The sequence below is a fragment of the Pseudomonas sp. Marseille-Q8238 genome (assembly GCF_965111915.1).
Genome location: NZ_CBCOPI010000001.1, coordinates 774,199 through 801,170, shown reverse-complemented (window position 1 = coordinate 801,170; position 26,972 = coordinate 774,199). Strand labels below are relative to the sequence as shown.

Annotated in this window: 18 protein-coding genes and 1 riboswitch; of the genes, 14 read left to right on the top strand and 4 right to left on the bottom strand. The window is 62.5% G+C overall.

The features are described 5' to 3' along the window. The first annotated feature begins 18 nt into the window (after positions 1 to 18). Positions 19 to 1,263 (top strand): TIGR03862 family flavoprotein, encoded by a 1,245-nt coding sequence (locus ACWPW0_RS03520; RefSeq protein ID WP_454254445.1) that lies wholly within the window; start codon positions 19 to 21, stop codon positions 1,261 to 1,263. 200 nt (positions 1,264 to 1,463) lie between these two features. On the opposite strand, the gene ACWPW0_RS03515 is transcribed toward ACWPW0_RS03520, so the two are convergent. Then, positions 1,464 to 2,903 (bottom strand): TolC family outer membrane protein, encoded by a 1,440-nt coding sequence (locus tag ACWPW0_RS03515; RefSeq protein ID WP_447589039.1) that lies wholly within the window; start codon positions 2,901 to 2,903, stop codon positions 1,464 to 1,466. Positions 2,904 to 3,111: 208 nt separating this feature from the next. Then, a riboswitch (TPP riboswitch) is annotated at positions 3,112 to 3,218 on the top strand. A 256-nt stretch (positions 3,219 to 3,474) separates the two neighbouring features. On the opposite strand from ACWPW0_RS03515, the gene thiC reads away from it, so the two are divergent. Together thiC and ACWPW0_RS03505 are read left to right on the top strand one after the other, a co-directional pair. Next, entirely contained in the window at positions 3,475 to 5,370 is a 1,896-nt protein-coding gene (gene thiC / locus ACWPW0_RS03510; protein WP_454254444.1) for a phosphomethylpyrimidine synthase ThiC, read from the top strand. A 169-nt stretch (positions 5,371 to 5,539) separates the two neighbouring features. Beyond that, on the top strand, positions 5,540 to 7,180 hold the full coding sequence (locus tag ACWPW0_RS03505; RefSeq protein WP_454254443.1) for an autotransporter outer membrane beta-barrel domain-containing protein: 1,641 nt from the start codon (positions 5,540 to 5,542) through the stop codon (positions 7,178 to 7,180). A 216-nt stretch (positions 7,181 to 7,396) separates the two neighbouring features. On the opposite strand, the gene ACWPW0_RS03500 is transcribed toward ACWPW0_RS03505, so the two are convergent. After that, positions 7,397 to 8,080 carry a response regulator transcription factor gene (locus ACWPW0_RS03500; protein WP_454254442.1) on the bottom strand — a complete coding sequence of 228 codons (684 nt, stop codon included), beginning with the start codon at positions 8,078 to 8,080 and terminating at the stop codon, positions 7,397 to 7,399. Positions 8,081 to 8,432: 352 nt separating this feature from the next. On the opposite strand from ACWPW0_RS03500, the gene ACWPW0_RS03495 reads away from it, so the two are divergent. The 4 genes from ACWPW0_RS03495 to cytX all read left to right on the top strand — a co-directional run bounded on the left by ACWPW0_RS03495 (position 8,433) and on the right by cytX (position 19,574). Then, positions 8,433 to 10,367: a sensor histidine kinase gene (locus ACWPW0_RS03495; protein ID WP_454254441.1), complete on the top strand. Its 1,935-nt coding sequence runs from the start codon at positions 8,433 to 8,435 to the stop codon at positions 10,365 to 10,367. 104 nt (positions 10,368 to 10,471) lie between these two features. Continuing rightward, the gene (locus ACWPW0_RS03490) at positions 10,472 to 12,310 is read left to right on the top strand and encodes a ShlB/FhaC/HecB family hemolysin secretion/activation protein (protein WP_454254440.1); all 1,839 of its coding nucleotides are present in this window, start codon (positions 10,472 to 10,474) and stop codon (positions 12,308 to 12,310) included. Between the two features lie 11 nt (positions 12,311 to 12,321). Continuing rightward, positions 12,322 to 18,069, top strand: a complete 5,748-nt coding sequence (locus ACWPW0_RS03485) for a hemagglutinin repeat-containing protein (protein WP_454254439.1) — start codon at positions 12,322 to 12,324, stop codon at positions 18,067 to 18,069. A gap of 212 nt (positions 18,070 to 18,281) precedes the next feature. Beyond that, complete coding sequence (cytX, locus tag ACWPW0_RS03480) at positions 18,282 to 19,574, top strand: putative hydroxymethylpyrimidine transporter CytX (RefSeq protein ID WP_454254438.1); 1,293 nt, start codon at positions 18,282 to 18,284, stop codon at positions 19,572 to 19,574. A 30-nt stretch (positions 19,575 to 19,604) separates the two neighbouring features. Here the strand turns inward: cytX and ACWPW0_RS03475 are convergent, their stop codons facing one another. Beyond that, positions 19,605 to 20,351, bottom strand: a complete 747-nt coding sequence (locus ACWPW0_RS03475; protein WP_454254437.1) for an RsiV family protein — start codon at positions 20,349 to 20,351, stop codon at positions 19,605 to 19,607. A 182-nt stretch (positions 20,352 to 20,533) separates the two neighbouring features. Here ACWPW0_RS03475 and ACWPW0_RS03470 point away from each other — a divergent pair, with 182 nt between their 5' ends. The 7 genes from ACWPW0_RS03470 (at position 20,534) to ACWPW0_RS03440 (ending at position 26,680) form a co-directional block, all read left to right on the top strand. Then, entirely contained in the window at positions 20,534 to 21,151 is a 618-nt protein-coding gene (locus ACWPW0_RS03470) for an NUDIX domain-containing protein (RefSeq protein ID WP_454254436.1), read from the top strand. Next, positions 21,142 to 21,594: a DUF1249 domain-containing protein gene (locus tag ACWPW0_RS03465; protein ID WP_454254435.1), complete on the top strand. Its 453-nt coding sequence runs from the start codon at positions 21,142 to 21,144 to the stop codon at positions 21,592 to 21,594. The genes ACWPW0_RS03470 and ACWPW0_RS03465 overlap by 10 nt, the downstream gene beginning before the upstream one ends. A 141-nt stretch (positions 21,595 to 21,735) precedes the next feature. Then, complete coding sequence (gene cpdA, locus ACWPW0_RS03460) at positions 21,736 to 22,551, top strand: 3',5'-cyclic-AMP phosphodiesterase (RefSeq protein ID WP_454254434.1); 816 nt, start codon at positions 21,736 to 21,738, stop codon at positions 22,549 to 22,551. 168 nt (positions 22,552 to 22,719) lie between these two features. Beyond that, positions 22,720 to 24,792 (top strand): type VI secretion system tip protein TssI/VgrG, encoded by a 2,073-nt coding sequence (tssI, locus tag ACWPW0_RS03455; protein ID WP_454254433.1) that lies wholly within the window; start codon positions 22,720 to 22,722, stop codon positions 24,790 to 24,792. An 87-nt stretch (positions 24,793 to 24,879) separates the two neighbouring features. Beyond that, positions 24,880 to 25,620 (top strand): DUF4123 domain-containing protein, encoded by a 741-nt coding sequence (locus tag ACWPW0_RS03450; protein ID WP_454254432.1) that lies wholly within the window; start codon positions 24,880 to 24,882, stop codon positions 25,618 to 25,620. 26 nt (positions 25,621 to 25,646) lie between these two features. After that, positions 25,647 to 26,153, top strand: coding sequence for a DUF3304 domain-containing protein (locus ACWPW0_RS03445; protein ID WP_454254431.1), 507 nt, complete (start codon positions 25,647 to 25,649; stop codon positions 26,151 to 26,153). After that, on the top strand, positions 26,138 to 26,680 hold the full coding sequence (locus ACWPW0_RS03440; RefSeq protein ID WP_454254430.1) for a DUF3304 domain-containing protein: 543 nt from the start codon (positions 26,138 to 26,140) through the stop codon (positions 26,678 to 26,680). The genes ACWPW0_RS03445 and ACWPW0_RS03440 overlap by 16 nt, the downstream gene beginning before the upstream one ends. 23 nt (positions 26,681 to 26,703) lie before the next feature. Here the strand turns inward: ACWPW0_RS03440 and ACWPW0_RS03435 are convergent, their stop codons facing one another. Continuing rightward, on the bottom strand, positions 26,704 to 26,970 hold the full coding sequence (locus tag ACWPW0_RS03435; RefSeq protein ID WP_454254429.1) for a hypothetical protein: 267 nt from the start codon (positions 26,968 to 26,970) through the stop codon (positions 26,704 to 26,706). Positions 26,971 to 26,972 lie beyond the last annotated feature (2 nt).

Sequence of the window (26,972 nt, the reverse complement as noted above, 5' to 3'; positions counted from 1 at the left end):
TTCCAACCAGATCGCCCCATGACTGCATCCACGCCACGCCCACCCTATTCGGTTGCCGTTATCGGCGGCGGCCCCGCCGGGCTGATGGCGGCCGAGGTTCTCGCCCAGGCGGGGGTACAGGTCGACCTGTACGACGCCATGCCCTCGGTGGGGCGCAAGTTCCTCCTGGCGGGCGTTGGCGGCATGAATATCACCCATTCCGAAGCCAAGCCCGCCTTCGTCAACCGTTACCGCGAACGCCGTGAAGACGTCGGGCGACTGCTCGACGGCTTCGATGCCGACGCCTTGCGGCAATGGATTCACGACCTGGGTATCGACACCTTCGTTGGCAGTTCGGGGCGCGTATTCCCAAAGGACATGAAGGCTGCTCCGCTGCTGCGTGCCTGGCTCAAGCGCCTGCGCGACAGCGGGGTGCAAATCCATACCCGACAGCGCTGGCTGGGCTGGAACGGCCAGGGCGGATTGCGCCTGCATGGTCCCGCAGGCGAACACAGCATCGAGCCCGACGCCACCGTCCTGGCTCTGGGCGGCGGCAGTTGGGCACGCTTGGGCTCGGACGCTGCCTGGGTACCGCTGCTGGCCGAGCGCGGGGTTACCCTGGCGCCATTGCAGGCCGCCAACTGCGGTTTCGATGGCGCCAGCTGGAGCGCGCTGCTGCAGGAAAAGTTTGCCGGCGCACCACTGAAGAACATCACCCTGCGTCTCGCCCAGGAGCCCGCTCGCCGTGGCGAGTTCATCCTCACCCGCAGCGGCGTGGAAGGCAGCCTGGTGTACGCGCTGTCCGCCGAGATCCGCGAGCAGATCAACCAGAGTGGCCGTGCCACGGTATGGCTGGACCTGCAACCTGATCGTACCCAGGACAAGGTCGAGGCCGCGCTGGCCAAGCCGCGCGGCAGCCGCTCCATGGCCAAGCACCTGCATGGCCAGCTGGGTATCGACGGGGTCAAGGCCGCCTTGCTGCGTGAGCTGACCAGCGCCGAGCAGTTCGCCGATCCGACCCGGCTTGCTGCCGCGATCAAGGCCCTGCCCCTGACGTTGCTGAGCCCACGGCCGCTGGACGAAGCCATCAGCACAGCGGGCGGCGTAGCGTTCGAGGCGCTGGATACACACCTGATGCTGAACGCCGCACCCGGCGTGTTCTGCGCCGGCGAGATGCTCGACTGGGAGGCTCCCACGGGCGGTTATCTGCTCACCGCCTGCTTCGCCAGCGGCCGTGCCGCCGGGCTGGGGGCACTGCACTGGCTGCAGAGTCTGCGAGTCTAAAAGCGGCTCCCAAGCGGCTCGGGATTTTGCCGGGGCTTGTTCTGGCCCATATTTGTTGGGCATCGGTGGGCTGAAGCGGAGCGCCGCGCGGGCACCCTGCGCACGGCAACCGTGAACCCGCTAACCGGCCTCGACGCTCAACCTGCAAAGGCAACAGGCACAAAAAAGCCCGGCAATCGCCGGGCTTTTTCTCAAGCACCTCAGTACGTGGTGCGATTCTTCAGCTGGGCCTCGGCTGCACGGGCCAGGTCCGGCGGCAGGAAGTCCTGGTCTGGGTTGTAGTCGGGCTTGAGGAACGCCGACAGCGCATCCAGATCGGTCGGGGCCAGGGTGCCTGCTGCCTGTTTCAGGCGCAGGTTGTTGAGGATGTAGTCATAACGTGCGTTGTTGTAGTTGCGCACCGAGCTGTACAGCTGGCGCTGCGCATCCAGCACATCGACGATGTTGCGCGTACCCACCTGGTAGCCGATTTCAGTAGCTTCCAACGCACTCTGGTTGGAGATGATCGACTGCTTGCGCGCTTGCACGGTTTCCACGTCGGTGTTGACCGCACGGTGCAGGTTGCGGGTATTTTCCACCACCTGGCGACGCAGGCTTTCGCGCTGCTGCTCGGTCTGGCTCAGGCGCTGGTAGGACTCGCGCACCTGTGAGCTGGTCAGGCCGCCGCTGAAGATCGGAATGCTCAGTTGCACGCCGATGGTGGTCTGCTCGACGTCGCTACCGTAGCGCGTCGGATTACCGGCATTGTTACTGAAACCCAGTGCATCGTTGTCGCCGCGCTGGTACTGGGCAATCGCATCGACCGTCGGCGCGTGGCCGGCCTTGCGCTGACGCAGGGTCTCCTCGGCCGCATCCACCGCGTAGTTGCTGGCTTGCAGGTTGAGGTTCTGCTGGGCGGCGGTATCGACCCAGGCCTTGGCGTCGTTCGGCACCGGCGCGAGGATTGGCAGGGTGTGCAGGATGCCCTCGATGGAAGCGTGTTCGCGGTTGGTCAAGGTGACCAGCGCCTGGAAGGCATCCTCGACGCTGCGTTGCGCGATGATCCGGTTGGCACGGGCGGTATCGAAACCGGCCTGCGCCTCGAGCACGTCGGTCTTGTCCGACAGGCCGACGTCGAAACGCTCGTTGGCCTGGTCCAGCTGACGCTTGAACGCTGCTTCCTCGGCCTTGGTCGAGGCCAGGTTGTCCTGGGCGCGAAGCACGGCGAAGTAGGTTTCGGCGCTCTGCAGGATCAGGTTCTGCTCGGTCGCGGACAACTCCAGACCAGCCTGTTCACCGACCGCCTTGGCTGCCTGGTACTGGAACCAGCGATCCGCGCGGAACAGCGGCTGGCTGAGCGTAGCGCGGTAAGACAGGCCGCTGCGCGAGAAGGTCGCCGACGGCTCGTCGAGCTTGGTGCGGGTGTCGTTCAGGTCGGCACCGCCGCTGATGTTCGGCAGCAGCCCGGCACGCGCCTGGGGCACGATCTCGATGCGCGCCTGGTAATCGGCGCGGGAAGCGGCCAGATCGGCGTTGTTCTGCACGGCTTCGTTATAGATGGTGACCAGACCGGTTTTACCGGATTGGGCGGCATCTTCCGCCCAGGCCATCCCGGCGGTGGCGGCAGCTACTGCGAGGGTCAGAGAGAGTCTGCGTAGCATGATCAATCCTAGATACGGAGGGAATCGGGCAAGGCTAAGGGGGTGGCCTGCGGCGGTCAAGATGACATTCATCAGACAACAGCCTAGCTTGCAACATGCTTTGTTGCCTGGCTGCAACAATAGCGGTGCCGGGCTTGCCGCCGAATGGCCGGAACAGCCGTTTGACGGCAACGTTGGTGTTCTGCTGCCCGCTTGATTAGACTGGCTACCGTTCTTGTCGGGGTGCCCAGAATCGTGGGCTGAGATCGGATAGTTCCGGATCCCGTTGAACCTGATCAGGTTAAGGCCTGCGTAGGGAACAAGAGGTATCCGCCGCTGCGTCAGCAGAACGGATTTCCCCCACACCGCATTCGTGGTGTGCCCGCGCCCAGGCTGTCCGATCGTGCCGGCGCTCTATCAGGCCGTTGAAAACCAGCTGCGTTGCCAGCGCTTTTTGCCTTGCGCTGACCGCCTTGCCTACGTTCTTCAACGACCTGCCGTGCGACTCCTGCATGCTCCGACAGCCACGGCGTGGCGTTGCTTCATCACGCGCCTATCAGGTTCTCCCCGACATCCAGCCGAGGAGCCACCGATGAGCGTCAAACAACAACAGCATCTGAGCCAGAATTTAAGTGAATCGGCCCAGGTCGATCAGCAGTCGATCCAGCCCCTGCCGCGTTCGCAGAAAATCTATGTGCAGGGCTCGCGTGCGGATATCCGCGTGCCGATGCGCGAAATCAGCCTGGATGTCACGCCCACCGCTTTCGGCGGCGAGATCAACGCGCCGGTCACCGTCTACGACACCTCCGGCCCCTATACCGACCCGGACGTCACCATCGACGTCCGCAAGGGCCTGGCGGACGTACGCAGCGCCTGGATCGACGACCGTGGCGACACCGAGCGCCTCGATGGCCTGTCCTCCGAGTTCGGCCAACGCCGCCTGGCCGACGCCGAGCTGACCAAGATGCGCTTCGCCCATGTGCGCAACCCACGCCGCGCCAAGGCCGGCAAGAATGTCAGCCAGATGCACTACGCCCGCCAGGGCATCATCACTCCGGAGATGGAATACGTCGCCATCCGCGAGAACATGAAGCTAGCCGAGCACCGCGCCGCCGGCCTGCTCGACGCGCAACATGCCGGGCACAGCTTCGGCGCCAGCATCCCCAAGGAAATCACGCCCGAGTTCGTCCGCGAGGAAATCGCCCGCGGCCGCGCCATCATCCCGGCCAACATCAACCACGTGGAGCTGGAGCCGATGATCATCGGCCGCAACTTCCTGGTGAAGATCAACGGCAATATCGGCAACTCGGCGCTGGGCTCCTCCATCGAGGAAGAAGTGGCCAAGCTGACCTGGGGCATCCGCTGGGGCTCGGACACGGTCATGGACCTGTCAACCGGCAAGCACATCCATGAAACCCGCGAGTGGATCATCCGTAACTCGCCGGTGCCGATCGGTACAGTGCCGATCTACCAGGCGCTGGAAAAGGTCAATGGCGTGGCCGAAGACCTGACCTGGGAGCTGTTCCGCGACACCCTGATCGAACAGGCCGAGCAGGGCGTGGACTACTTCACCATCCACGCCGGCGTGCTGCTGCGCTATGTGCCGCTGACCGCCAAGCGGGTCACCGGCATCGTCAGCCGTGGCGGCTCGATCATGGCCAAGTGGTGCCTGGCGCATCATCAGGAAAACTTCCTGTACACGCATTTCGACGAAATCTGCGAAATCATGAAGGCCTACGACGTCAGCTTCTCGCTGGGTGATGGCCTGCGCCCGGGCTCGATTGCCGACGCCAACGACGCCGCGCAGTTCGGCGAGCTGGAAACCCTCGGCGAGCTGACCAAGATCGCCTGGAAACACGACGTGCAATGCATGATCGAAGGCCCCGGCCACGTGCCGATGCAGTTGATCAAGGAAAACATGGACAAGCAGCTGGAGTGCTGCGACGAGGCGCCGTTCTACACCCTCGGGCCTCTGACCACCGACATCGCGCCAGGCTATGACCACATCACCTCGGGCATCGGCGCGGCGATGATCGGCTGGTTCGGCTGCGCCATGCTCTGCTACGTCACGCCCAAGGAGCACCTCGGCCTGCCGAACAAGGATGACGTCAAGACCGGCATCATCACCTACAAGATCGCCGCGCACGCCGCCGACCTTGCCAAGGGACACCCCGGTGCGCAGATTCGCGACAACGCGCTGTCCAAGGCGCGCTTCGAGTTCCGCTGGGAAGACCAGTTCAACCTCGGCCTCGACCCGGACACCGCGCGCAGCTACCACGACGAGACGCTGCCCAAGGACTCGGCCAAGGTGGCGCACTTCTGCTCCATGTGCGGGCCGAAGTTCTGCTCGATGAAGATCACCCAGGAAGTGCGCGACTACGCCAAGGAAAACGGCCTGACCGACGAGCAGAAGGCCATCGAGGCCGGCTTTGCCGAACAGTCCGAGCGCTTCAAGGATGAAGGTGCGGTGATCTACCGTCAGGTCTGACAAGCCGCTTGCCCCTGTTCCCGCTCATAGTGGCGGGAGCAGGGCGCGCTAACGTTTGGCGCCCCTTCGCGGTTCGCTCAGGTTTGCTCAGTTTTAGCCCGCCTCGCACAAGGTAGCGTATGGCCATCATTCGGCTGTCCGCCCTCCTTACTCCTGCGAGTTCTACTTCATGTTCTCCACCTTTTCGTTCAAGAAATGCGCATTGGCCTGTGCCCTGAGCACCGCCGTGCTGCAATCGGCCTTCGCTACTCCGGCCTTTTACACCTTCAGCATCGATGACTCCAACGCCACCACCGGCAGCTGGACACGACCCAGTGGGCAGGCCGGTACCTACAACTACGCGGCTGTCTATTTCACGCCGACGCTGGACGTCACTAACCTGAAGTTCGGTCAGAGCGAAGCGGGCGTCGATACGGTCATGTACATCTACAAAGGTGTGTTCGATCCCAATCAGCCTACAGGCTTCCTTGGGTACAACGACGACACCCTTGAGTCCGCGCACCAGGCGATCCTGGGCAGTGGCACCACCATCATGTGCGGCCAGGAAAATTACTGTCCGCAAGTCACTCAGACGGTCACCGCAGGTGAGGTCTACAGCATCGTAATCAGCACCTACTCACCTGGGGCCAACCTGACCAGTGGCGGCGTACTGAACATGACCTTCTACACCACCGGCGATGGTGTTTTCTACTCCGCACCTCCAGTAGTACCGGCAGCGGGCGGGGTATTCGATTCAGCCAACCAGCTGAGCAACAGCCCGGCGCTCAGCGCTGCTCGCGTCATCGATGCCACGCCCGAACTGCTGGCCCTGTTCGCCGGCCTGAATCCTCAGCAACGCTCCGATGCTGCGAGCCAGAGTCTGCCGCTGGTGCTCGGTGCGACCACCAGCGCCATCAGCAACAGCCTGTCAATGATCAACAACGTCATCCAGGCACGCCAGGACAGCACCAGCGGCCTATCGTCCGGTGATGTGACGCTGGGCGGCGAACACTTCTGGATCAAGAGCTTCGGTTCCTGGGCCAGCCAGGACGCTCGTAACGGGGTGTCCGGTTTCGATGCCGACAGCAAGGGCATAGCCTTGGGGCTCGATGCCGCGGTATCGGAAAACACCCGCCTGGGCCTGGCCTTCGCCTATGCCAAGACCGATGTCGACGGCGACTCGCGCGTCGCACCGCAGAGCGCGCAGATCGACACCTACCAGTTGATCGGGTACGGCACCTACTCGCTGAGCGCTGATACCCGATTGAATGTCCAGGTCGACGTCGGCCAGAACCGTACCGAAGGCCGCCGCCAGATCAACTTTACCGGCGACACAGCCAAGGCCGATTACGACGGCTACAACGTGCACCTCGGCCTGGGCATTGATCACAGCCTGCGTCTGACCGAACAACTGACGTTCGTGCCGTCGGCGCGGGTTGACTACACCTGGATCACCGAGGACGGCTACCGGGAAAAGGGTGCTGGCCTGCTCAACCTGGAAGTCGACGACCGCGACAGCGAAGCCCTGGTCTTCAGCCTGGACGGCAAGCTCGATTACCGCCTGACCAACGCCACGGTCCTGAGCGCCAACCTCGGTGCCGGTTACGACGCAATCAACGAGTCTGCCTCGATGACCTCCACTTATGCAGGAGCGCCGGGCGCGGCCTTCCGCACCGACGGCCTGGACCTCGAGCCCTGGCTGGCTCGTGCCGGGCTTGGCCTGAGCCATACCCTGAACAACGGCACCGAAGTCAGCCTGCGCTATGACGCCGAGGCGCACAGTGGCTTCATCAACCAGGGCGCGCAAGTCAAGGCACGCTGGGCGTTCTGATTCTCTGGTGCAGCAGAGCCGGGCGCGCCCTTGGGCGTAGCCCGGCTTTTTGCCTGGTGGGCAGATGATCGCTCTGCAAACAACTCTCTCGCAGGCACGCGATGGAACGGCGACCAGCCGCTCACCCAGCAAGCGCTCATACAAGCCTGAAAGGTGCCGATGAAAAGGCCGCCGCTGACACGGCATGGCCGGCAACGGCAAGGTCGTGAAACAGGCTCAGGCCTGGACCTGCGCCTCGGCATAGAAGCAGTACCCACTGTTACGCAGGGTATTCACCGGCAATTCCTGGGCACTGGCCTCCAGCACCTTGCGCCGCAGCCGACGCATCTGCGTATCCAGCCGGCGCTGGTCGTAGCTCAGGTAATCGCCGCCAAGGGCCTGAATGATCTGCTTGCGGCTGATGCTCTGCCCCGGGTTTTCCATAAGGCAGTGCAGCACCAGCAGATCCTGCTGGGACAGGGCAATGGTCGGGCCATTGGGGACCTGCAAACGCCGCGGACCCAGTTCAAGGCGCCAGGAAACGGCTTGACCACTCAACTGCAGCCGGCGACAAAGCGCCTCCAGGGTGGCAGTCAGCTCGGCGAGGTCACAGCCCTTGCCCAGATAATGATCGGCCCCGATGCCCAGCCCTTCGATCTTGTCCGGCGTGGTGCTGCGCGCACTGAAGACAACGATGCCGAGGCTGTCACCGGCCTGGCGCAAACGCTGGATCAGGGCAAGCCCACTGCCATCCGGCAAACCAACATCGATCACCGCCAGCCGATGGTGACCCGGCACGAAGGCACGCTCGAACTCAGCCAACGAAGCCACGAAGGTTACGTTGTAGCCGATCTCGCCGAGAAACTCGGCGAGCTCCGCACCAAGAACCGGGTCGTCTTCAAGGAAAATCAAATCGATCATGGGGTCTGTTCCCGTTTCGTTCACGGCCGTGACGGCGCCTTCTCTAGCGTGAGGCAAGGCACGAGACACGACGTCTGGTAGCCCAAATGAGCCGTCGAGCAACGCCGTATCGCGCTAGAACAGGCCCAGCCCCAGGGCTGCACGTAACGCGGTTCGAGAACGAAACGGGGGCAGGCCCTTGCCAAACTCATTCAGTGGCGGCTTTCATAGCCCTCTCGCGCCGGCTTTTCAAGCCCAGGCTCTTACACATCGGTTGGTAATGCGCCCACTCCCTCCCCTACTGCTACTGCTCCTTTTGTTGCTGCCACTGTCTGCCTCGGCGACTTCGCTGCACCTGGACGCCAGGCACACAATGATCGATACGGCCGGTCATCTCGACGTACTGGAGGACCCCGAGGCTCGACTGGATGCAGCGCAGGCAAATGCAGCCGATGGCTGGCATCGACTACCGAATAGCCTGAATGCCGGGTATACCCCGATTACCCAGTGGTTGCGCCTCAGGGTGCAAGTCGACAAACCCGTGCCAGGCGGCTGGATGTTGCGACTGAGCAATGCCCTGCTGGACGACGTGGAGGTCTATGCCGAGTTAACCCCCGGCGAGTGGCAGCTACTGGGCCACAGTGGCGAAAATGTCTCACGCGATCAGTGGCCGGTCGGCTATCGCAGCGCGGTCATTCCCTTCGCACCTGAAACGACCGGCCAGCATGTGCTGCTGGTGCGCCTGCAAAGCAAGAACGCCATGGTCACGCGTCTGGAGGTCTGGCAACGCCTGGCATTCGACAACCACTCACGGCGCGAGGGGTTGTTTTTCGGCCTGCACTTCGGCTTCTACCTGCTGCTGATCGGCCTGCACGCGATCTTCTGGCTGGCCACACGGACCCCCATGAGCGGCCTGCTGCTTCTCTACCTCGGCCTGAGCGTATTGAACGAGGTATTGAGCCTTGGACTGGTCCAGCAGATCACCGGTCTGCCCGTATTCTGGAGCGACCGCCTGCTGGGTATGGGGTTCGCCATCAATCTGTTGTTCGCCTTTCGCATGTCCGTCAGACAGCTGGGAATGCCGACGCTTTATCCGCTGACCACCCGCTGGCTGGACCGCGTGATGCAGAGCGTGGCAGGCGCCTGCCTGGTTCTGGCACTGGCCGGCTACTACGCCTGGAGCGTGATGCCGGTGCAGTTGATGGCCCTGCTGTTGATCGTCGGGTTCACCAGCCTGTGCACCTCCCTGCTGTGGCGTGGCTATCGGCATGCCCGATTTTTCGCCCTGGCGTTCGGGGTGTACTACCTTGGCGTACTGATTGGCTTCCTGCGCAACCTTGGCTACATCCCGGTCAATGCCTGGACCGAATACACCTCCGCCCTGGGCACCATGCTGCACATGATTCTGTTGAGCCTGTGGCTGATCGGCCGCTATGAACGCAAGCGACGCATTCGCGAACGCTGGCAGGCCAACCTGGCGGCCAACCTGGCCCACGAACACAGCCTGCACCTGGCGCGCAAAGTGGAACAACGTACGACCGATCTACGCCAGGAGATCCAGCGTCGGGAATTGCTGGAGCAGGAGTTGCGCAATGCGCTGGAGCTCGAGCAGCGGGTGCGCACCGAGCAGCATGATTTCGTCGCCATGGTTTCCCACGAGTTCCGCACCCCGCTGGCGATCATCACCACGTTGTCCCAGCGCCTTGAGCAGAGCCTACCGGCGCAGGGGCCGAGAAATGCCGAACGCTGCCAGCAGATCCGCGACGCAGCCTCGCGTTTGCTGGCGCTGGTAGACGAATACCTGAGCGATGACCGCATGAGTGAGTCCCAGGTCGAGCTCAAATATGCCCCCTGTGATTTGCCGGCACTGCTGGGGGAACTGAGCGGTGACTTCGCCCCTGGTCGCATCCGCTGCAACCTGAGCCAGGCCCCGCAACAGCTGGTAACCGATATAGGCCTGCTGCATATCGCCCTGCGCAACCTGCTGGCCAATGCCGATCGCCACACGCCCGCCGGCGAGGCGGTGGAGGTCGATGTACACGAAGCAGGGCAAACCCTGCTCATCGACATCCGTAATGTCTCTGCCAGCATCCCCGCGCATGAGCGGGAGCAGGTATTCCGTAAGTATTTCCGAGGCCAGAGCGCGCGCCACGCACCCGGCGCCGGGCTCGGCCTCTACCTGGTCAAACGCATCTCGCAGCTGCTGGGCGGTGATATCACCCTGTTGAGTGCAGAAGGTGAACAAGGGGTGTGCTTCAGGCTGCGTCTACCGCAAACACCGTCCCTGCCGGACACAAAAGCCGACTAATTCACTAGGTTATCGCTTAGATTTGCTCAGTCCTCTGGACCGAAAGCTCAATAGACTCGATTGCACAATGCCATCACCCGTGCAGTTGAGTGACTGGAGCTTTCATGCCCGAGATCGTCCCCCCTGTTTCCGCCAGCGCTCTGCCCAAGGGGCGCGACGTTTCAAGCCTGGCACGCCCGGCCAGAACCAAGCCAGCAACCATCCGCACCACCATGGCAATGCCCGGCCTGACGACCAGCCGCCTGGCAAGCCTCTGCCTGCTGATCTTCTTCGGACACCTGGGCACCGCCCAGGCGCAAACCCCCAGTGATGTGGAAGCGGCAGCCCGCCAGGCCGAGCGCCTGCAAAACGAGATGAACCAGCGCATCCAGCAGCAGCGCCTGCAGGACCTGCAGTCAGACCAGCCGCCCACGCGCCTGCAGGTTCAGCCGCCTCAGCCCCGCCCTCGTGAATCTGGTCAGTGCCGGGATATCAACAACGTCGTGATCCTGCACGCCGAGCTGCTGAGCGAACGCGTTCGGCGCGACCTGCAGAATGCCTACCAGGGCCGCTGCCTGGGCGTCTCGGAAATCGAACAACTGCTGGCCGATGTGACCGCCGCCTATATGTCCCGCGGCTACGTGGCGGCACGCGTCTACCTTCCCGGCCAGGACCTGAGCCAGGGCACCCTGACCGTCGAGGTCGAGGAAGGCCAGCTCGAACGTATCGACATCAACGACGGCGGCAAGCGCTCCATCTCGCCAGGCAACGTGGTCCCCGGCAAGGTCGGCGAACCGCTCAACCTGCGCGATCTGGAACAGGCGCTGGACCAGATCAACCGCCTGGCCTCGAACAACGCGACCATGGAAATCCTGCCGGGCAGCGAGCCGGGCGACAGCGTGGTGCGCTTCAACAACAACCCGAGCCGCCCCTATCACCTGAACCTGACCTACGACAACAACGGACAGAAGGCCACCGGGCGCAACCAGCTCGGCGTCAACCTGGGGCTGGACAACCCGCTGGGTTTCAATGACTTCCTCAGCCTGACCCATCGCCGTGCCCAGCCTTACCGCAGCGGCCAGCGCGCCTCCTATTTCAACAACCTCAGCTATGTACTGCCCTGGGGCTACAACACCTTCAGCCTGAGTGCATCCGACTCCGAATATGCCAGCCAACTGAAGGCCCCGAGCGGTGCCAAGCTGCGCACCAACGGTGACTCGCAGACCTATACGCTGCAGATGGATCGCGTGCTCTGGCGTGGCCAGTCGAGCCAATGGAACCTCTCCGGCGGCCTGACCCAGAAAGAGCAGGACAACTACCTCGAAGATATCCTGCTGCAGGTCAGCAGCCGTCGGCTCAGCGTCTTCGACCTCGACTCCAACTACACCACCCGCCTGTTTGGCGGCGCCTTCAGCCTGAACCTGGGGCTTGCCCGTGGCCTGCACCTGTTCGGCTCGCTCAAGGATGCCTCCAACCTGCCTGACTGGGCCCCGCGTGCGCAGTTCACCAAATACAAGTATGGCGCCGGCTTCTACCGCCCCTTCCAGGCGCTCGGCCAGGAGCTGAGCTTCAACAGCCAGTTGAGCGGCCAGTACGCCCTCGACGTGCTGTACGGCTCGGAGCGGATGTCCCTTGGCAGCCCCTACACCGTGCGCGGTTTCAACGAAGAATCCATCGCCGGGGATCACGGCTACTACTGGCGCAACGAACTGGCCCTGACCCGCTCCTTCAGCCTGCCCAACGGGCGCCCGGCATTGCTGCGGCCTTTCGTCGGCATCGACTACGGCAAGGCCTGGAACCGCGAGGACGAATCGGCTGGCCACCTCACCAGCGCCTCCCTCGGTATCGGCCTGATGACCGGCCCGGTCAACCTCAACCTGACCCTCGCCCACCCCATCGACTCCCCGAAGTATGAAAGCGACCAGGGCGACACCCTGGCCTTCAGCCTCGGCCTTTCCCTCTGACGGAGGATGACATGAACCACATCTATCGCATCGTCTGGAACAGGGTCCGCCACGCCTTCATGGTGGTAGCGGAAAATACGCGGCGCAGCGGCTCTGGCGCAGGCCGGGGCGCCGGTGGTCCGATTGGCTCGGTCGGCGTCTTCGTGCTGAGCGCGCTCGGCGCGGCAGTCTTCGTCAATACAGCGCAGGCTGGCGGAGTCGAAGTCGCCAGTGGCAACACCCAGGTCTTCCAGGCGCCGAACGGCGTGCAGGTGATCGACATCGCCACCGCCAATGGCGCCGGGGTTTCACACAACCGCTACCTCAACTACAACGTCGACCCCAGCGGGCAGATCCTCAACAACAACTCCGCGCTGACCCGCGCTGGCGCCCTGCAGTCGCAACTCGGCGGGCAGATCGTGCCCAACGTCAACCTGACCAATGAAGCTCGCGTCATCCTCAACGAGGTGGTCGGAACCAATCGCTCCACCCTCGCCGGCTACACCGAGGTGGTCGGCGGCAAGGCCGACGTCATCGTCGCCAACCCTTACGGCATCACCTGTTCCGGCTGCGGCTTCATCAATACGGATCGCGCCACGCTGACTACCGGTGTCCCGATCATCGGCAGCAACGGCAGTGTCGCCGGCTTCCAGGTCCGCCAGGGTGACATCCTGGTCGAAGGCAATGGCCTCGACGGACGCAACCAGAAAGTCCTCGACCTGGTCGCCCGCTCAGTGAAGATCGACGGCCAGATCAACGCCCAGGACCTGCAGATCGCCGCCGGCAGCAACGACTACGACTACGCCAACCGCAGCGCCAGCGCCACGGCACCCACCGGCGACACGCCGCTGTATGCCATCGACTCCACGGCACTGGGCGGCATGTATGCCAACCGCATACAGTTACTCGCCACCGAGAACGGCGTGGGCGTGCGCATGCGCGGTGAAGCCGCCGCCAGCGCCGATGACTTCATGCTCAGCGCCTCGGGCAAGATCGAGATCAACACCCGTATCAGCGCCGAACGCGACCTCAAGGTGAATACGGTCGCCAGCGCCGGCATCGAGGCCAACGCGGCAAGCCTGAGCAGCCGCCGCGACCTGGAAATGCGCGGTGGTAGCGTCACCCTCAGCGACAGCGAATTGAGCAGCGGCACCAGCAGCCAGGCTGGCGCGCTGACGGTCAATGCCACCAATGGCGACCTGAAGCTGAATCGCAGCCAGGCGCACAGCGCCGGCACCCTCGGCCTGCAAGCATCGAAGAAGATCACCAGCGACGCTCAGAGCGAGATCAAGAGCGTCGGCGACTTCACTCTCAAGGCCGGCACCGCCGTCGACCATGCCGGCAAACTGCTTGGCGCGGCCAAGGGCAAGGTCGAGGCTGGCACCAGCGTGACCAACAGCAACGTGATCCACGCGGCCGATACGCTGCAGGTCAATGCCGTCAACATCATCAACACCGACACCGCCGGGATGTCCTCGCTGGCCGACCTCAAGCTTGATGCCAGCACCGGTATCGACAATGCTGGCGCGCTCTATGCCGGCCAGCACATGGACCTGAAGGCCGGTAATACCCTGCGCAATCGTTCCACCGGCACGCTGGACAGCAATGACACGCTGTCTGCCACCGCCGCGAATCTGATCAACAACGGTGCCATCGTCAGCCTGGGCGACATGCACCTCAAGGCCAGCCAGTCCTTCACCAACGAAACACTCTGGAGCGGCGGCACGCTGACCAAGAAGGATGGCTCACCAAGCTATGGCAGCGTGATCAGCGAGGACAAGATCGCCAATGAAGGCGCCTTCGACAACGGCATGAATGCCTGGATGTACGACGAATCCTTCCAGTACAACGAAGAGCTGGTCGGCTTGACCATGGCGCAACTTCAGGCCCTGCAGAAGGCGCAGATCATCGCCAGTGGCGCCGGTAGCACACTGACCATCGACTATGGTGCCAGCGGTTTGAACCGGGTCGGGGTGATCTCCGCGCCGACCGTGGAAATCAAAGGCACCGGCACCTTCACCAACGAGGAACTGGCGCTCTACCACTACGAGAAGGTGCTGCGCTGGATCAGGATCGATGACGAAGCCAGTGGCGACGACACCTTCATCGCCTGGGCGCGCACCCGCCCCGATGCAGCCTATGCCCCAACGGGCGACCCGGATGACGACAGCTACAACTGGGACAACTGGGAGCCAGGCTCCCTCAGCGGCTGGACCCGGACCCGCCGCATCGACGGCGATAGCTGGCCCACTGTGCTGGCCGACGAGGCCCGCGAAATGGCGGTGGCCGGCGGCACGCTCAAGAACGCCAGCGTCATCGCACGCAGCGGCGCGGGCATCTTCGCCACCAGTCTGACCTTTGAGGGCGGCACCCTGGTCAACGCCGGCTCGCCCTGGCCGGATGATCAGGACAAGGCACGCCTGGATGGCCAGATTGGAGCATCGGTCAACGCACCGAACATCAACCTGCCGGGCAACCCCAACGGCTACTTCGTGCCCAGCAAGAACCCGGGGGCCAAGTACCTGGTGGAGACCAACCCGATCTTCGCCGTCGGCTCGAACTTCGTGGGCTCGGATTATCTGGCCCAGCGCTACGGCTTCAACCCGGACACCGTGCAGACCCGCCTCGGCGATGCCAACTACGAGGCCTACCTGATCCGCCAGCAGTTGATCCAACAGACCGGCAACAACGTGATCGCAGGCTATGACAACGAAGCCGACCAGATGCAGCGCCTAATGGACCAGGCCTACACCCAGGGCCAGGCACTCGGCCTGATCTTCGGCCAGGCCCCGAGCGCCGAACAACTGGCCGCGCTGACCGAAGACATCGTCTGGATGGAAGAAACCGTGGTCAACGGCCAGAGCGTGCTTGCTCCTCGGGTCTACCTGGCCGCCAGCACCGTGGCCGCGCTCGACAGCGGGGCGGTAATCGCCGCTCGTGATACGCGTATCAGCGGCGAAGGCCTGAGCAACACCGGCGGTACCATTTCCGGTAGCGGCAGTCTCACTGTCAACACCCGTGACGACATCACCAACACCAGCGGCACGATCAAGGGGGGCGATGTAAGCCTGACCTCCAGCGAGGGCAGCATCCGCAACGAAACCCTGGCCATCGGCACGGGCGACGCCACCACCTACACCACGGCCATCGGCAAGACCGGCAGCATCGAGTCAACCGGCAACCTGAACCTGGATGCGGCACGCAATATCGAAGTGATCGGCGCCGATGTCAGCGCCAAGGGCAATGTATCGCTGAATGCCGGCGGCGATATCGTCGTCGACACCATCGTCGACAAGAACACCAGCACCAGCTACACCGAGAGTAGCGGCTTCCTCAGTTCCAGCAGCACCCGAACCTCGGTCGGCACCGAAACCAACGTCGGCTCGCGCTTGAATATCCAAGGGGACCTGACAACCCGTAGTGGTGGCGATACCACGATCGCCGGTAGCCAGGTCGATGTCGGCGGCAATATGGATGCCGAGGCAGAGGGCAGTTTCAATGTCGTCGCACGCCAGGACAAACTGACCGTCGACACCCAGACCAAGACCTCCGGCCTCGGTGTCGGTGGTGGCCTTTACGGCACGCAGAAAACCACCACCAACGACTTCACCGGAACCAACGCGGGCTCCACGCTCAACGTGGGCGGCAATGCCAATGTTCGGGCGGGCGAACAGATCGTTCTGCAAGGCTCGGATGCCAACATTGCCGGTAACGCCAACCTCGATGGCCGGGAAGGCATCAGCGTACTCGATGGTCTGGACGAGCGACGCACGAGCCAGGTGGTAGAGACCACGACCTTCCTCAAGGTGGACGGTTCCGGTGGAGCATCGACAGGTACCAGCGCCGCCGCCAACGTGCAGGGCGCGAGTGCTAGTGCGGAAGCCAGCGCCAGCTCCAGCGCCAACCTGAAACTGATGGAAACCAGCAAGACGGTGACCAACAGCGGCAGTAACACCAGCGTGGCCTCCAACCTCAACGTCGGTGGCAACCTGCAGATGCAGAGCGATCGCAGCGTGACGGTACAAGGCTCCAATGTTGCCGCTGGCGGCGACCTCGATGTCCAGGCTCGGGATATCCAGGTCCTCACCGGACGCAACGAGAGCTGGAGCGAAAGCCAGACCGACCGCACTTCACTCGGTATCTACACCGACTCCAAAGCCAGTGCCGGCGCTTCCGCCACGGCCAACAGCAATGGCTCCGGTAACGTACAGACGAACGTCAAGGCAGAAGTCACCGCGACCGCCGGCGTTCGCACCGAGAACGAGCAGTCCTCCAGCTATGACCTGACCAACACCGCCTCCACCCTCAAGTCCGGCGGCAACATGAACCTGCAGGCCAAGGACACGGCAACCTTCCAGGGTGCCCAGGTGTCCTCCGGCGGCGACATGAACATCGACGCCAAGGACATCAAGAACGTCGCGGCACAGGACATCAGCACCCGCAGCGACAGCGCCTCTACCCATACCGCTGGCGTTTATGTCGGCGGCAGCGCCGAAGCCAGTGCCAAGGCCGGGGTCGATGAGAATGGCCAAGCCAGTGCATCGGCCGGCGCCAGCGCCGAAGCCAGTGCCGGCCTGCGTCAGAGCACCGAGAAGAGCGACAGCAAGAGCACGTCGATCACCCAGGTCACCAATACCTTCTCTTCCGGTGGCAACTTCACCCGCACGGCGCAGAACACCATCGTCGACCAGGGCACCCAGGTCGATGCCGGTGGCAACATCACCCAGTCTGCTCGCGAGATCCGCGACGAAGCCGTGTCCAACCAGAGTTATTCGAGCGACAGCTCGTACAGCCATGACGCGCGCGTTGGTGCGTACGTGGGCGCCGAAGCCAAGGCCAGCACGGACGAAGGCGCCAGTGCCGGCACCGGCTATGGCGCCAAGGCCTCGGTAGAGGGCTCGGCGAAGAATGCGGCCTCGCAGTCCAGCACGGCCGTGACCAGTGGTTTCAAGGCCGGCGGCAGCATCTCGTCCGCCTCCACCGAGCAGACCACCCTGGTTGGTACCCGTTTCGAAGCCGGCGAGGACATCAACATCCAGGCCGGCTCCCTCGACGTTCAGGCGGCGCGCAATACCAGCAGCAGTTCGAGCAGCAGCAAATCGTTGGATGCCGAGGTGAAGGTCGGCACCGACGGCGGCAGCGTCAAGGCCAACTATGGTCAGGAAAATGCCAACGAGTCAGCCTCGGACGCCAGCGCCGCAAGCTTGAATGCGGGTGGAAAGCTCACCATCAAAACCACTGGCGATGCGCGCTTCGAAGGCACCGAGTTGTCCAGCGGTGGCGATACACGCATCGACGCGGGTGGCAATGTCGACTTCCAGGCAGCGCGCAGCGAATCGAGCAGTTCGTCGAGCAACCTCTCGGCCAACGCCAGCTTCTCGAAGAGCGAGGAAGGCGACAAGAACGGTGAAGCCGGCCTGGCGGGCGGTATCAGCCAAGGCAAGAGCAGTCAGGTGCAAGGCGGGACGATCAACGCCGGGGGCGCGGTACAGATATCCTCCGGTGGTAACACCAACCTTGAGGGCACGCAGGTACGCTCGGAAGGTGATACCCGTATCGGCGCCGGTGGCAAGGTCAACCTGGGTTCAGCAACCAGCACCTCGTCAGAGTTCGGTGTTCAGGCCGGCGTCTCGGCTACTGCATCGAGCAGCAAGAAGGATGGCGATCAGGGCAGCAGCTCGGTCTCCGGCGCCGTTCAAGGTGGTGCAAGCCGCAGCAGCCAGGGCAGCACGATTCAGTCGGGTGGCAAGACCAGCATCGAAGAGGGACGGCGCAACTGAGGCACGGCTGCTCGATCGAGCAATCGTTTGCAAACCGGCGCGGGCGCTAAGCCCGCGCCGGGGCTGTCATCGATAGGGTGTAGCGCGCCGCCTCTTTTTGTAGGAACCTCCCATGCAGCAGCCTGCTGGCGTGTGATCTTGCGCAGCGGCAAGGCGTCTTTCTGCTTCCTGCAGGCCATTCGGCCATCATCCATTCGACGAGTCTCCCCTCCATGCCCCTTCCTTCCGGCACCTATGCCCCCGGCGTCGCTATTGCGACTGCCCAGCGTGTGTTTGGCGCGCGCGATATGTTCTCCCTGTGGTTCTCCCTCGGCGTAGGGTTGATGGTGCTGCAACTTGGCAGCCTGCTGGCGCCCGGACTGGGGCTGGCGGGCGGGATCGGCGCGATTGTGCTCGGCACTGCGGTTGGTGTGCTGCTGCTCGGTGCCGTGGCTGTGATCGGCACCGATACCGGACTGTCGTCGATGTCCGCCCTGAAGCTCAGTCTGGGTGGTCAGGGCGCCGTACTGCCGGCACTGCTCAACCTGCTGCAACTGGTCGGCTGGGGCGCCTTCGAGATCATCGTCATGCGCGATGCCGCCAGCCTGCTGGCCGGCAAGGTATTCACCGAAGGCAGCGCACTGACCAGCCCCTGGCTGTGGACCCTGTTCTTTGGTGGCCTGGCAACAGTATTGGCCGTCACCGGCCCGCTGACCTTCGTCCGCCGCGTATTGCGCAAATGGGGTATCTGGCTGCTGCTGGGCGCCTGTAGCTGGCTGACCTGGAACCTGCTCGACAAGGCTGACCTGGGCGCGTTGTGGGCCCGCGCGGGTGACGGCACGCTGCCCTTCGCCCTGGGCTTCGACATTGCCATCGCCATGCCGCTGTCCTGGCTGCCGCTGATCGCCGACTACTCACGTTTCGGCAAAGCCGCCGGTCGTGTGTTCGCCGGCACGGCAGTGGGCTTTTTCTGCGGCAACGTCTGGCTGATGAGCCTGGGCGTTGCGTATACCCTGGCGTTCGCGCCGAGCGGCGAGATGAATGCCCTGTTGCTGGCACTCGCCGGCGCGGGGCTGGGCATTCCGCTGCTGCTGATCCTGCTCGACGAATCGGAAAACGCCTTCGCCGACATCCACTCCGCAGCGGTTTCCAGCGGCACGCTGGTCGCGCTGAAGGTCGAGCACCTGGCACTGGGCATTGGCGCGCTGTGCACGCTCATCGCGCTGTTCGCGCCCTTGGCCGAGTACCAGAACTTCCTGCTGCTGATCGGCTCGGTGTTTGCCCCATTGTTCGGCGTGGTGCTGGTCGATCACTTCATCCTGCGTCGTCGCCGCGCCGAGCGCGCGCCACGCGTCGGGCTGCGCTGGGACACGCTGATCGCCTGGTTCTGCGGAGCCGCGGCCTATCACCTGCTGGCTCAGTTAGCCCCGGAAATCGGCGCTACCCTGCCGGCTCTGTTGCTCGCTGGTGGTTTGCAGTTCGTACTCGGCAAGCTGCTAGGAACGACAGCGGCTCTGCAGGTGTAGTTGGTGGGCTAAAGCGAAACGTCAACAACCCTAGCCGCGCCCCGGAAAGTAGTAAGGCTTGAGAATGCCATTGAGGCGCGAGTAGGGAATCTTCACTTCCGGGTGACCCAGCGAATAGGGCGCGATGCGGTCAACGTCATACTTGAGCAGCACCGTGCCGTAGAGCAGGCCGATATTGGCGGTGCGTTCAAAAGGCCAGGTCTTCTGGAACTCACTGTCATCGGCATATCCACGCGTCGCCAGCCAGGCCTGATGAGCCAGACGTGCGGCGTCCCAGAAGGCCGTTTCCTCGCCTGGCACGAGCATGTCCTGCAATGTCAGGACTTTTTTCAACTGCCGATCGTAATTGATGAAGGCACGCCCCGGAACGCCATGCGCGCCTCCGGTAAAGCGGTAACTGGACAGCTCGATTATCACCAACCGGTCATGTTGCTCGATTATCTTGGCCTGCAGATAACTGGTCCAGCCAGGCTGGGCCGTAGCGAGGAAGTCACGTTCGTGAATCTGTAGCGACTTGGCCACCGGGTCACCCGGCAGCTCGCGGGTCAACTCCAACAGATCATGCTCGATGCGCGCAGCCAGCAGCGGATCATCCTTGGGCAGTTGCAGGTCGATATTCACCAACGCACAATCGGCACCTGTACAGCCGGGAGCACGATGTTCCCAGCGCTGATGCGTGGAAGCCATCGACTGCGACCCTTCGGGCTTGAACAGTCCCTGACAGGCGCCTAAGGTCAGGGGAAGCGCGGCGAGGCAGATGAGTTTCAGAAGACGCATGCGGTTTCCTTGTCGTGCGATGCAAGCTGGCAGTTTCGACTATTCGGACTGGGGAGCGTTCCCGCGCCACAGTCTGACAACTTCCATTTTCCCTGTCTGCGGCGAATCCTCCAAGGAGGCTGCGCCCGGTAACTCAGCGCGCTAGGATGGCGCCCATAACGTTCATCCGAGAGTGCACCTGCATGCCTGAAGCCTTTACCCCCGGCACCGACGACGTCGAGATCATCACGCGCGAAACCTGCTTCAAGGGCTTCTATAAGCTCGACCGCCTGCAACTGCGCCATCGCCAGTTCTCCGGGGCCATGGGCCCGCAACTGAGCCGCGAGCTGTTCGTGCGCCATGACGCCGTCTGCGTGCTGCCTTACGACCCACAGCGCGATTGCGTGGTCCTGATCGAACAATTCCGCGTGGGCGCGCTAGGCAAGGTCGCCAACCCCTGGTTGATCGAACTGGTCGCCGGCCTGATCGACAAGGACGAACAGCCCGAGGAAGTCGCTCGCCGCGAAGCGGTCGAAGAGGCGGACCTCAACCTTGGCGCACTGTGGCCGATCACCCGTTACTTTCCCTCTCCCGGTGGCTCCGATGAGCACGTACACCTGTTTCTTGGCCGCTGTGACAGCCAGGGAGCTGGTGGTGTACATGGCCTGGCTGAGGAAGGTGAAGACATCCGGGTCCGTGTCTGGCCCCTGGAAGACGCCTTGCAGGCCATCCGCGACGGGCGCATCAACAACGCGGCCAGCATCATCGCCCTGCAATGGCTGGCGCTGAACAGAACAGAAGTGCGGGGACTGTGGTCATGAATCTGCTGCGCGAGCGCTATCGGGTCGATCTGATCGAACTGCAGGCCGCTTGCGAGGCCAACTATGCACGCCTGCTGCGCCTGCTGCCGGATATGCGTGTGTCTGCCGGCGAGCGACGTGTAGCCCTGAGCCAGGGTGACATGCTGCTGGGCGTGCTGGTCATCCGTGTGCTGGAAACCTGTCCCTACACCACCACCGTGCAAGTGAGCCAGGAGCACAGCCTGCCCTGGCTCCCGGTGCCGCGCCTGGAAGTGCGCGTGTACCACGACGCACGCATGGCCGAGGTGGTGAGCGCGGAGAACGCCCGCCGCCTGCGCAGCATCTACGCCTATCCGAATGCGGCCATGCACCAGCCGGATGAGAAGACCCAGCTCAATCTGTTCCTCGGAGAATGGCTCAGCCATTGCCTGGCCTGCGGACACGAAATGGCCAGCGTTCTGTAAGGGCTTTCACGCCATTTCAGATGCCTCTCCGGGACTCGATGCACAACCGTACACGGCAAATGTGACCTGTTCACGGTTAGCGGGTTTACCGAATCCCGTTCCAGCCACCATAATCCTGAGAACCCGCTCAGGAGTCGCACTTTGTCGCGCCCCTCTCATCCCGCCAGCGATTCATCAGTGCTGGTTGTTCAGCTATCCGACAGCCATCTGTTTGCCGAAGAGAACGGCAAACTGCTTGGCATGGATACCTGTGACAGCCTGCAACGTGTCATCGAGCGCGTGCAGGAAGAGCAGCCACATATCGACCTGATGCTGGCCAGCGGCGACCTCTCCCAGGATGGCTCGCTGGCGTCCTATGAACGCTTTCGCCAACTGACCACCTCGGTCGCCCAGCGATCGCGCTGGTTCCCCGGTAATCATGACGAAGTACCGGCCATGCGCCAGGCCTGTAGCGGTAGCGACCTGCTCGAGCCGGTGCTGGATATCGGCAACTGGAGAATCACCCTGCTCGACTCCTCGATTCCCGGTGCAGTCCCCGGCTACCTCGACGATCAGCAACTGGCCCTGCTTGAGAATGCGCTCAGCGAAGCACCACAGCGCCACCACCTGGTGTGCTTCCACCACCACCCAGTCTCCATCGGCTGCGCGTGGATGGAGCCCATTGGCATCCGCAACCCAAACGCGTTGTTTGCCGTAATCAACCGTTTCCCACAGGTCAAGGCCGTGCTCTGGGGCCATGTGCACCAGGAGTTCGACCAACTGCGCAACAACGTACGCCTGCTCGCGTCCCCCTCGACCTGCGTGCAGTTCGCCCCCGGCAGCGAAGAGTTTCAGGTCGATACCACGGCCCCCGGCTACCGTTGGCTGCGCCTGCATGACGATGGCCGCCTGGAGACTGGCGTATCGCGGGTCACCGGCATCGACTTTGTCGTCGACTACAGCATCAAGGGTTACTGAGCACTCTTGCGCGCGGGCAACCCCGTCACTCATTACTGCCCGTGATCACTCAAGGCCAGCACCGAATAAGCGTGACGAAGGTCTTGCCCCCACCGTTTCCACCTTGATCCGCGCCGACAACCTGTGCACCCTGTGGGCCAGCCTCGACTCAAGGACGGAGACAACGGCATGCTGGGAAGCAACCACCCCCGCTTTACGCTGGTATTCGACAATCAGCCCCATGACCTGCAGGTACTCGCCTTCAATGGTCACGAAGCGCTCAATCAGCCCTATCGTTTCGACATAGAGCTGGTCAGCGAACGTCCCGATCTCGACTTGAGCAGCCTGCTCAGCCAAACCGCATTCCTCTCTCTAGGGCCTGATACAGCTGGCATTCATGGTTTGATCCATAGCGCCACACAAGGCGAGTGCGGTAATCGCCTGACCCACTATCACCTGAGTCTGCAGCCCAAACTGGCCTGGCTTGCATACCGCACCAACCAGCGAATCTTTCAGCACCTGACCGTGCAGCAGATCATCAGCCAGGTACTCGAAGAGCATGGCATCCTGGCAGGGAATTATCGTTTCCAGCTCAGCGCAGCCTATCCCGAGCGCGACTATTGCGTGCAATACGACGAGAGCGACCTGCATTTCATCCAGCGCCTGTGCGAGGAAGAAGGCATCCACTATCACTTCCAGCACAGCCGGAGTGATCACGCGCTGGTGTTCGCTGACGATCAGACCGCCTTTCCACGCCTGACACCCGTCGCTTACCAACAAGACTCCGGCATGGTGGCCGACAAATCGGTAATCAAACGCTTCAGCGTCCGTCTGCAAACCCGCACCAGCCGAGTTACGCGCCGCGATTACAACTTCGAAAAGCCGCGCCTGCTCCTGCAGGCCGAGCAAAAGGTCACAGCACAACCCAACCTCGAAGACTACGACTACCCCGGTCGTTTCACTGACCGCGCCCGCGGCAAACACCTTGCCCAGCGCAGCCTGGAACGGCATCAGGCCGACTACCAACTGGCCGAGGGCTTTAGCGATCATGCCGAACTTGCCAGCGGTCACTTTCTTGATTTGCAGGCGCATCCGCGTGACGAATGGAACCAGTTGTGGCTGCTCACCAACATCCGCCACGAGGGCAAGCAACCGCAGGTATTGGAAGAGTTCGGCAGCTCACAGAAAAGCGCCAAAAATCTCGGCGATGACTTCCAGCAGGGCTACCGAAACCACTTTACCGCCACCCCATGGGATGTGCTTTACCGCCCAGCACTGGAGCATCCCAAGCCTCGTGTTCTCGGCAGTCAAAGCGCCGTGGTCACTGGCCCGAAGGGTGAAGAAATCCACTGCGACCCCTATGGTCGCATCAAGGTGCAATTTCACTGGGACCGCGAAGGCCAGGCCAACGACAAGACCAGTTGCTGGTTGCGGGTATCCAGCAGTTGGGCGGGGGATCGTTACGGCGGCATCGCCATCCCCCGAGTCGGCATGGAAGTGTTGGTGACCTTTCTCGAGGGAGATCCAGACCAACCCCTGGTGACGGGCTGCCTTTACCATGCGGAGCACGTCGTGCCTTATGGCCTGCCGGCCAACAAGACCCGCAGTGTCTTCAAGACCCTCAGTTCGCCTGGTGGCGGCGGTTACAACGAGCTGCGCATCGAAGACCGCAAGGGCGCCGAGCAGATCTACCTGCATGCTCAGCGCGACTGGGATGAAAACATCGAGCACGACCAGAAAATCCGCGTCGGCCACGAGCGTCACGACACGGTCGAAGCCAATAGCTACAGCGAATTCAAAGCCGAAGAACACCGCACCACGCACGGCGACCGGAAAACCGAGGTGCGCGCCGACGACCACCTGACCATCGCGACCAACCAGCACACCAAGCTGGGTAATGCGCAACTGGTTGAGGCCGGTAGAGAAATCCATCTCAAGGCCGGCGAGAAGGTCGTCATCGAGGCTGGTATCGAGCTGACCCTCAAGGCAGGCGGTAGCTTCATCAAACTCGACCCCAGCGGGATCACACTGATCGGGCCACACGTCCGCATCAATAGCGGTGGCGCACCAGGCAAGGGCAGTGGCATCAACATCAAACCACCCTTGCAACCTGGACTAGCGGCACAAGACAGAGCGGGTGAGCTTCTCAAGCAGGCATCGCAGATGCCTCTCAGCGCCTGCACAGACAAGCCACAACAGGCGGTATGCGAAGAATGCCTGTTGATTGCCCAGAGAAAAGTACAAGCCCTGGTTCCACGCTGAGCCGGCCCGCCACTCAAGGATGAGAACATGTACCCAACGCCAACCGCGTGGCTGCTCTACTTATGCGAGCAGGCCCGCGCTGAACGCTTGCCCCATCTCGACATACTGATCAACTCCACAGGTCTGGACTCCTCAACTCTGGAGGAACTTGCCGAACTGGTTCCCCAGCCCCAATACGCCAACCTGCTGGACGGTACACCTGAGCAGGCGCTGCAAGGCCCACGCCTGATTCGCCTGGCGTATGAAGAAAGCAGTCACTACGACTGGCTGCACACCTTGATCGAAACTACCTATGGCGATTTCAGGGTGCTCGCGCTGCTGAGCCCCTGGCCTTTCGATGACCTGAGCCAGCATCTGTGCACATGTACCCAGGCCGAATGGAACCAGGGAGAAGACGGTGGCCTGCTGCGCTACTGGGAGCCCCGCTTGCTACGCCCCATCAGTGAAGCACTTACCCCCGAACAAAGCCGCTGGTTTCATCGAGCCGTCATTAATTGGTACTGGCTAGATCGGGACAACAAAACAGAGCAACTGACCGGTTGGCTCGACCGCTCCACACAGCCACAACCAACACAAGCGTTTATGCTAAGTAACGAGCAAGTCGCCGAACTGATTGCCTGGACAGAAGCGGAAGACTTTCGCATGGGTACCGGCATCAAGCCGCAGGACTGTGGCCTGGGCAGCCGAGAGATGCTGGCCCGCCACCTTTTCCACGCCCAGCGCGACGCCGATCGAGCATCGATTTACGACAGCGAGCAGCGCAGGGCGCATATCAGGCAATGGCTGCTTAGCAACTCCAATGTCGCGCCACAGGCCCCTCAAGCATGAACGGTCTGGCACCATGCAGACACAGCATGTGCGCCCTGCTCCTGCTGACCCTGACAGGCTGCACACCGAGCAAATCCTACACGCTCCCAGCCCCCATCAAGGGCTACAACCACACCTCTGCCGGCATCAACCACTTCAGCGTCAACGGAGCTGGAGGGCCGAATATCGGACCACATCAGGGCGGAGGAAAACAAAGTTGCTGTGGTGAGCTCCCTCGCCAATGGCGGCCTGGGCTCAAGGTACTGGTGAAATGGGAAAAAGACTCGGATCCATATGCTTATGGAAAATGGCCCGAGCCGATGTTCTCCGAGGCCTGGAGCAAGCGCATGGAGGAGCATCGCAGCCGCTACACCCATCATCAGGCAACCGTAGACGTTCCCTATTACGACCAGAACGTTTGCTCCATCAAAGCTCATTTCCTGCCCTGCGACCAAGTGCAGGTCAATACCACCTGCCTAACCCCGGAACATCCGGACTACCCCTACAAGGAATTATTTTCCATCAAGGAGCCAAAGGAGTGCCCTTCGCCATGACACACGGAATAGTGCCAATTACTTGCCTGCTCGCCTGCCTGCTTGTCCTGACAGGCTGCACACCAAGCAAACCCTACATGCTTCCCGCCCCCGTCATGGGCTACAACCACACCTCTGCCGGCATCAACCACTTCAGCGTTGATGGGGCGGGCGGGCCCAATGTCGGCCCATTTAGTGGAGGGGGAGCGCAAACCTGCTGCGGCATGCTTCCACGCGAGTGGCGACCAGGCCTCAAAGTCGTAGTGAAGTGGGAGAAGGACCCTCTCCCTTATGAGTCTCGCGACTGGCCAGAACCCATATTTTCCGAGGCATGGAGTAAGCGTATGGAGGAACACCGCAGCCGCTACACCTATCACCAGGCCATCGTTGAAATCCCTTACTACGAAAAAAGCTGCGGCATCCAAACTCATTTCCTGCCCTGCGACCAGGTGCAGGTCAACACAATCTGCATGACCCCAACCCACCCGGACTACCCCTACAAGGAACTGTTTTCTATCAAGGAGCCAAAGGAGTGCCCTGCGCCATGACACAAGGACGTGACACCCCAGCCTCAACTGAAATAGCCCCAACTTTTACCCAGACAGGGTTCCCGAAAACCGATACGGCGATCCTGGCCAACCTCGACAAACGGAAACGTGACGAGCGTAGCGCCCAGGCCTGCGCGCGCCAGCAAGCCCACCAGCAGGGCAAAGCGCCCGATCCTCAAACCTGTCACCGGTCGCTGCATCTGTCCTTGTTCTTCGACGGCACCAACAATAACCGTGAAGCCGATCTCCGCGAGCCGCGCAGCACCAGCAATATCGCCAGGCTCTACCATGC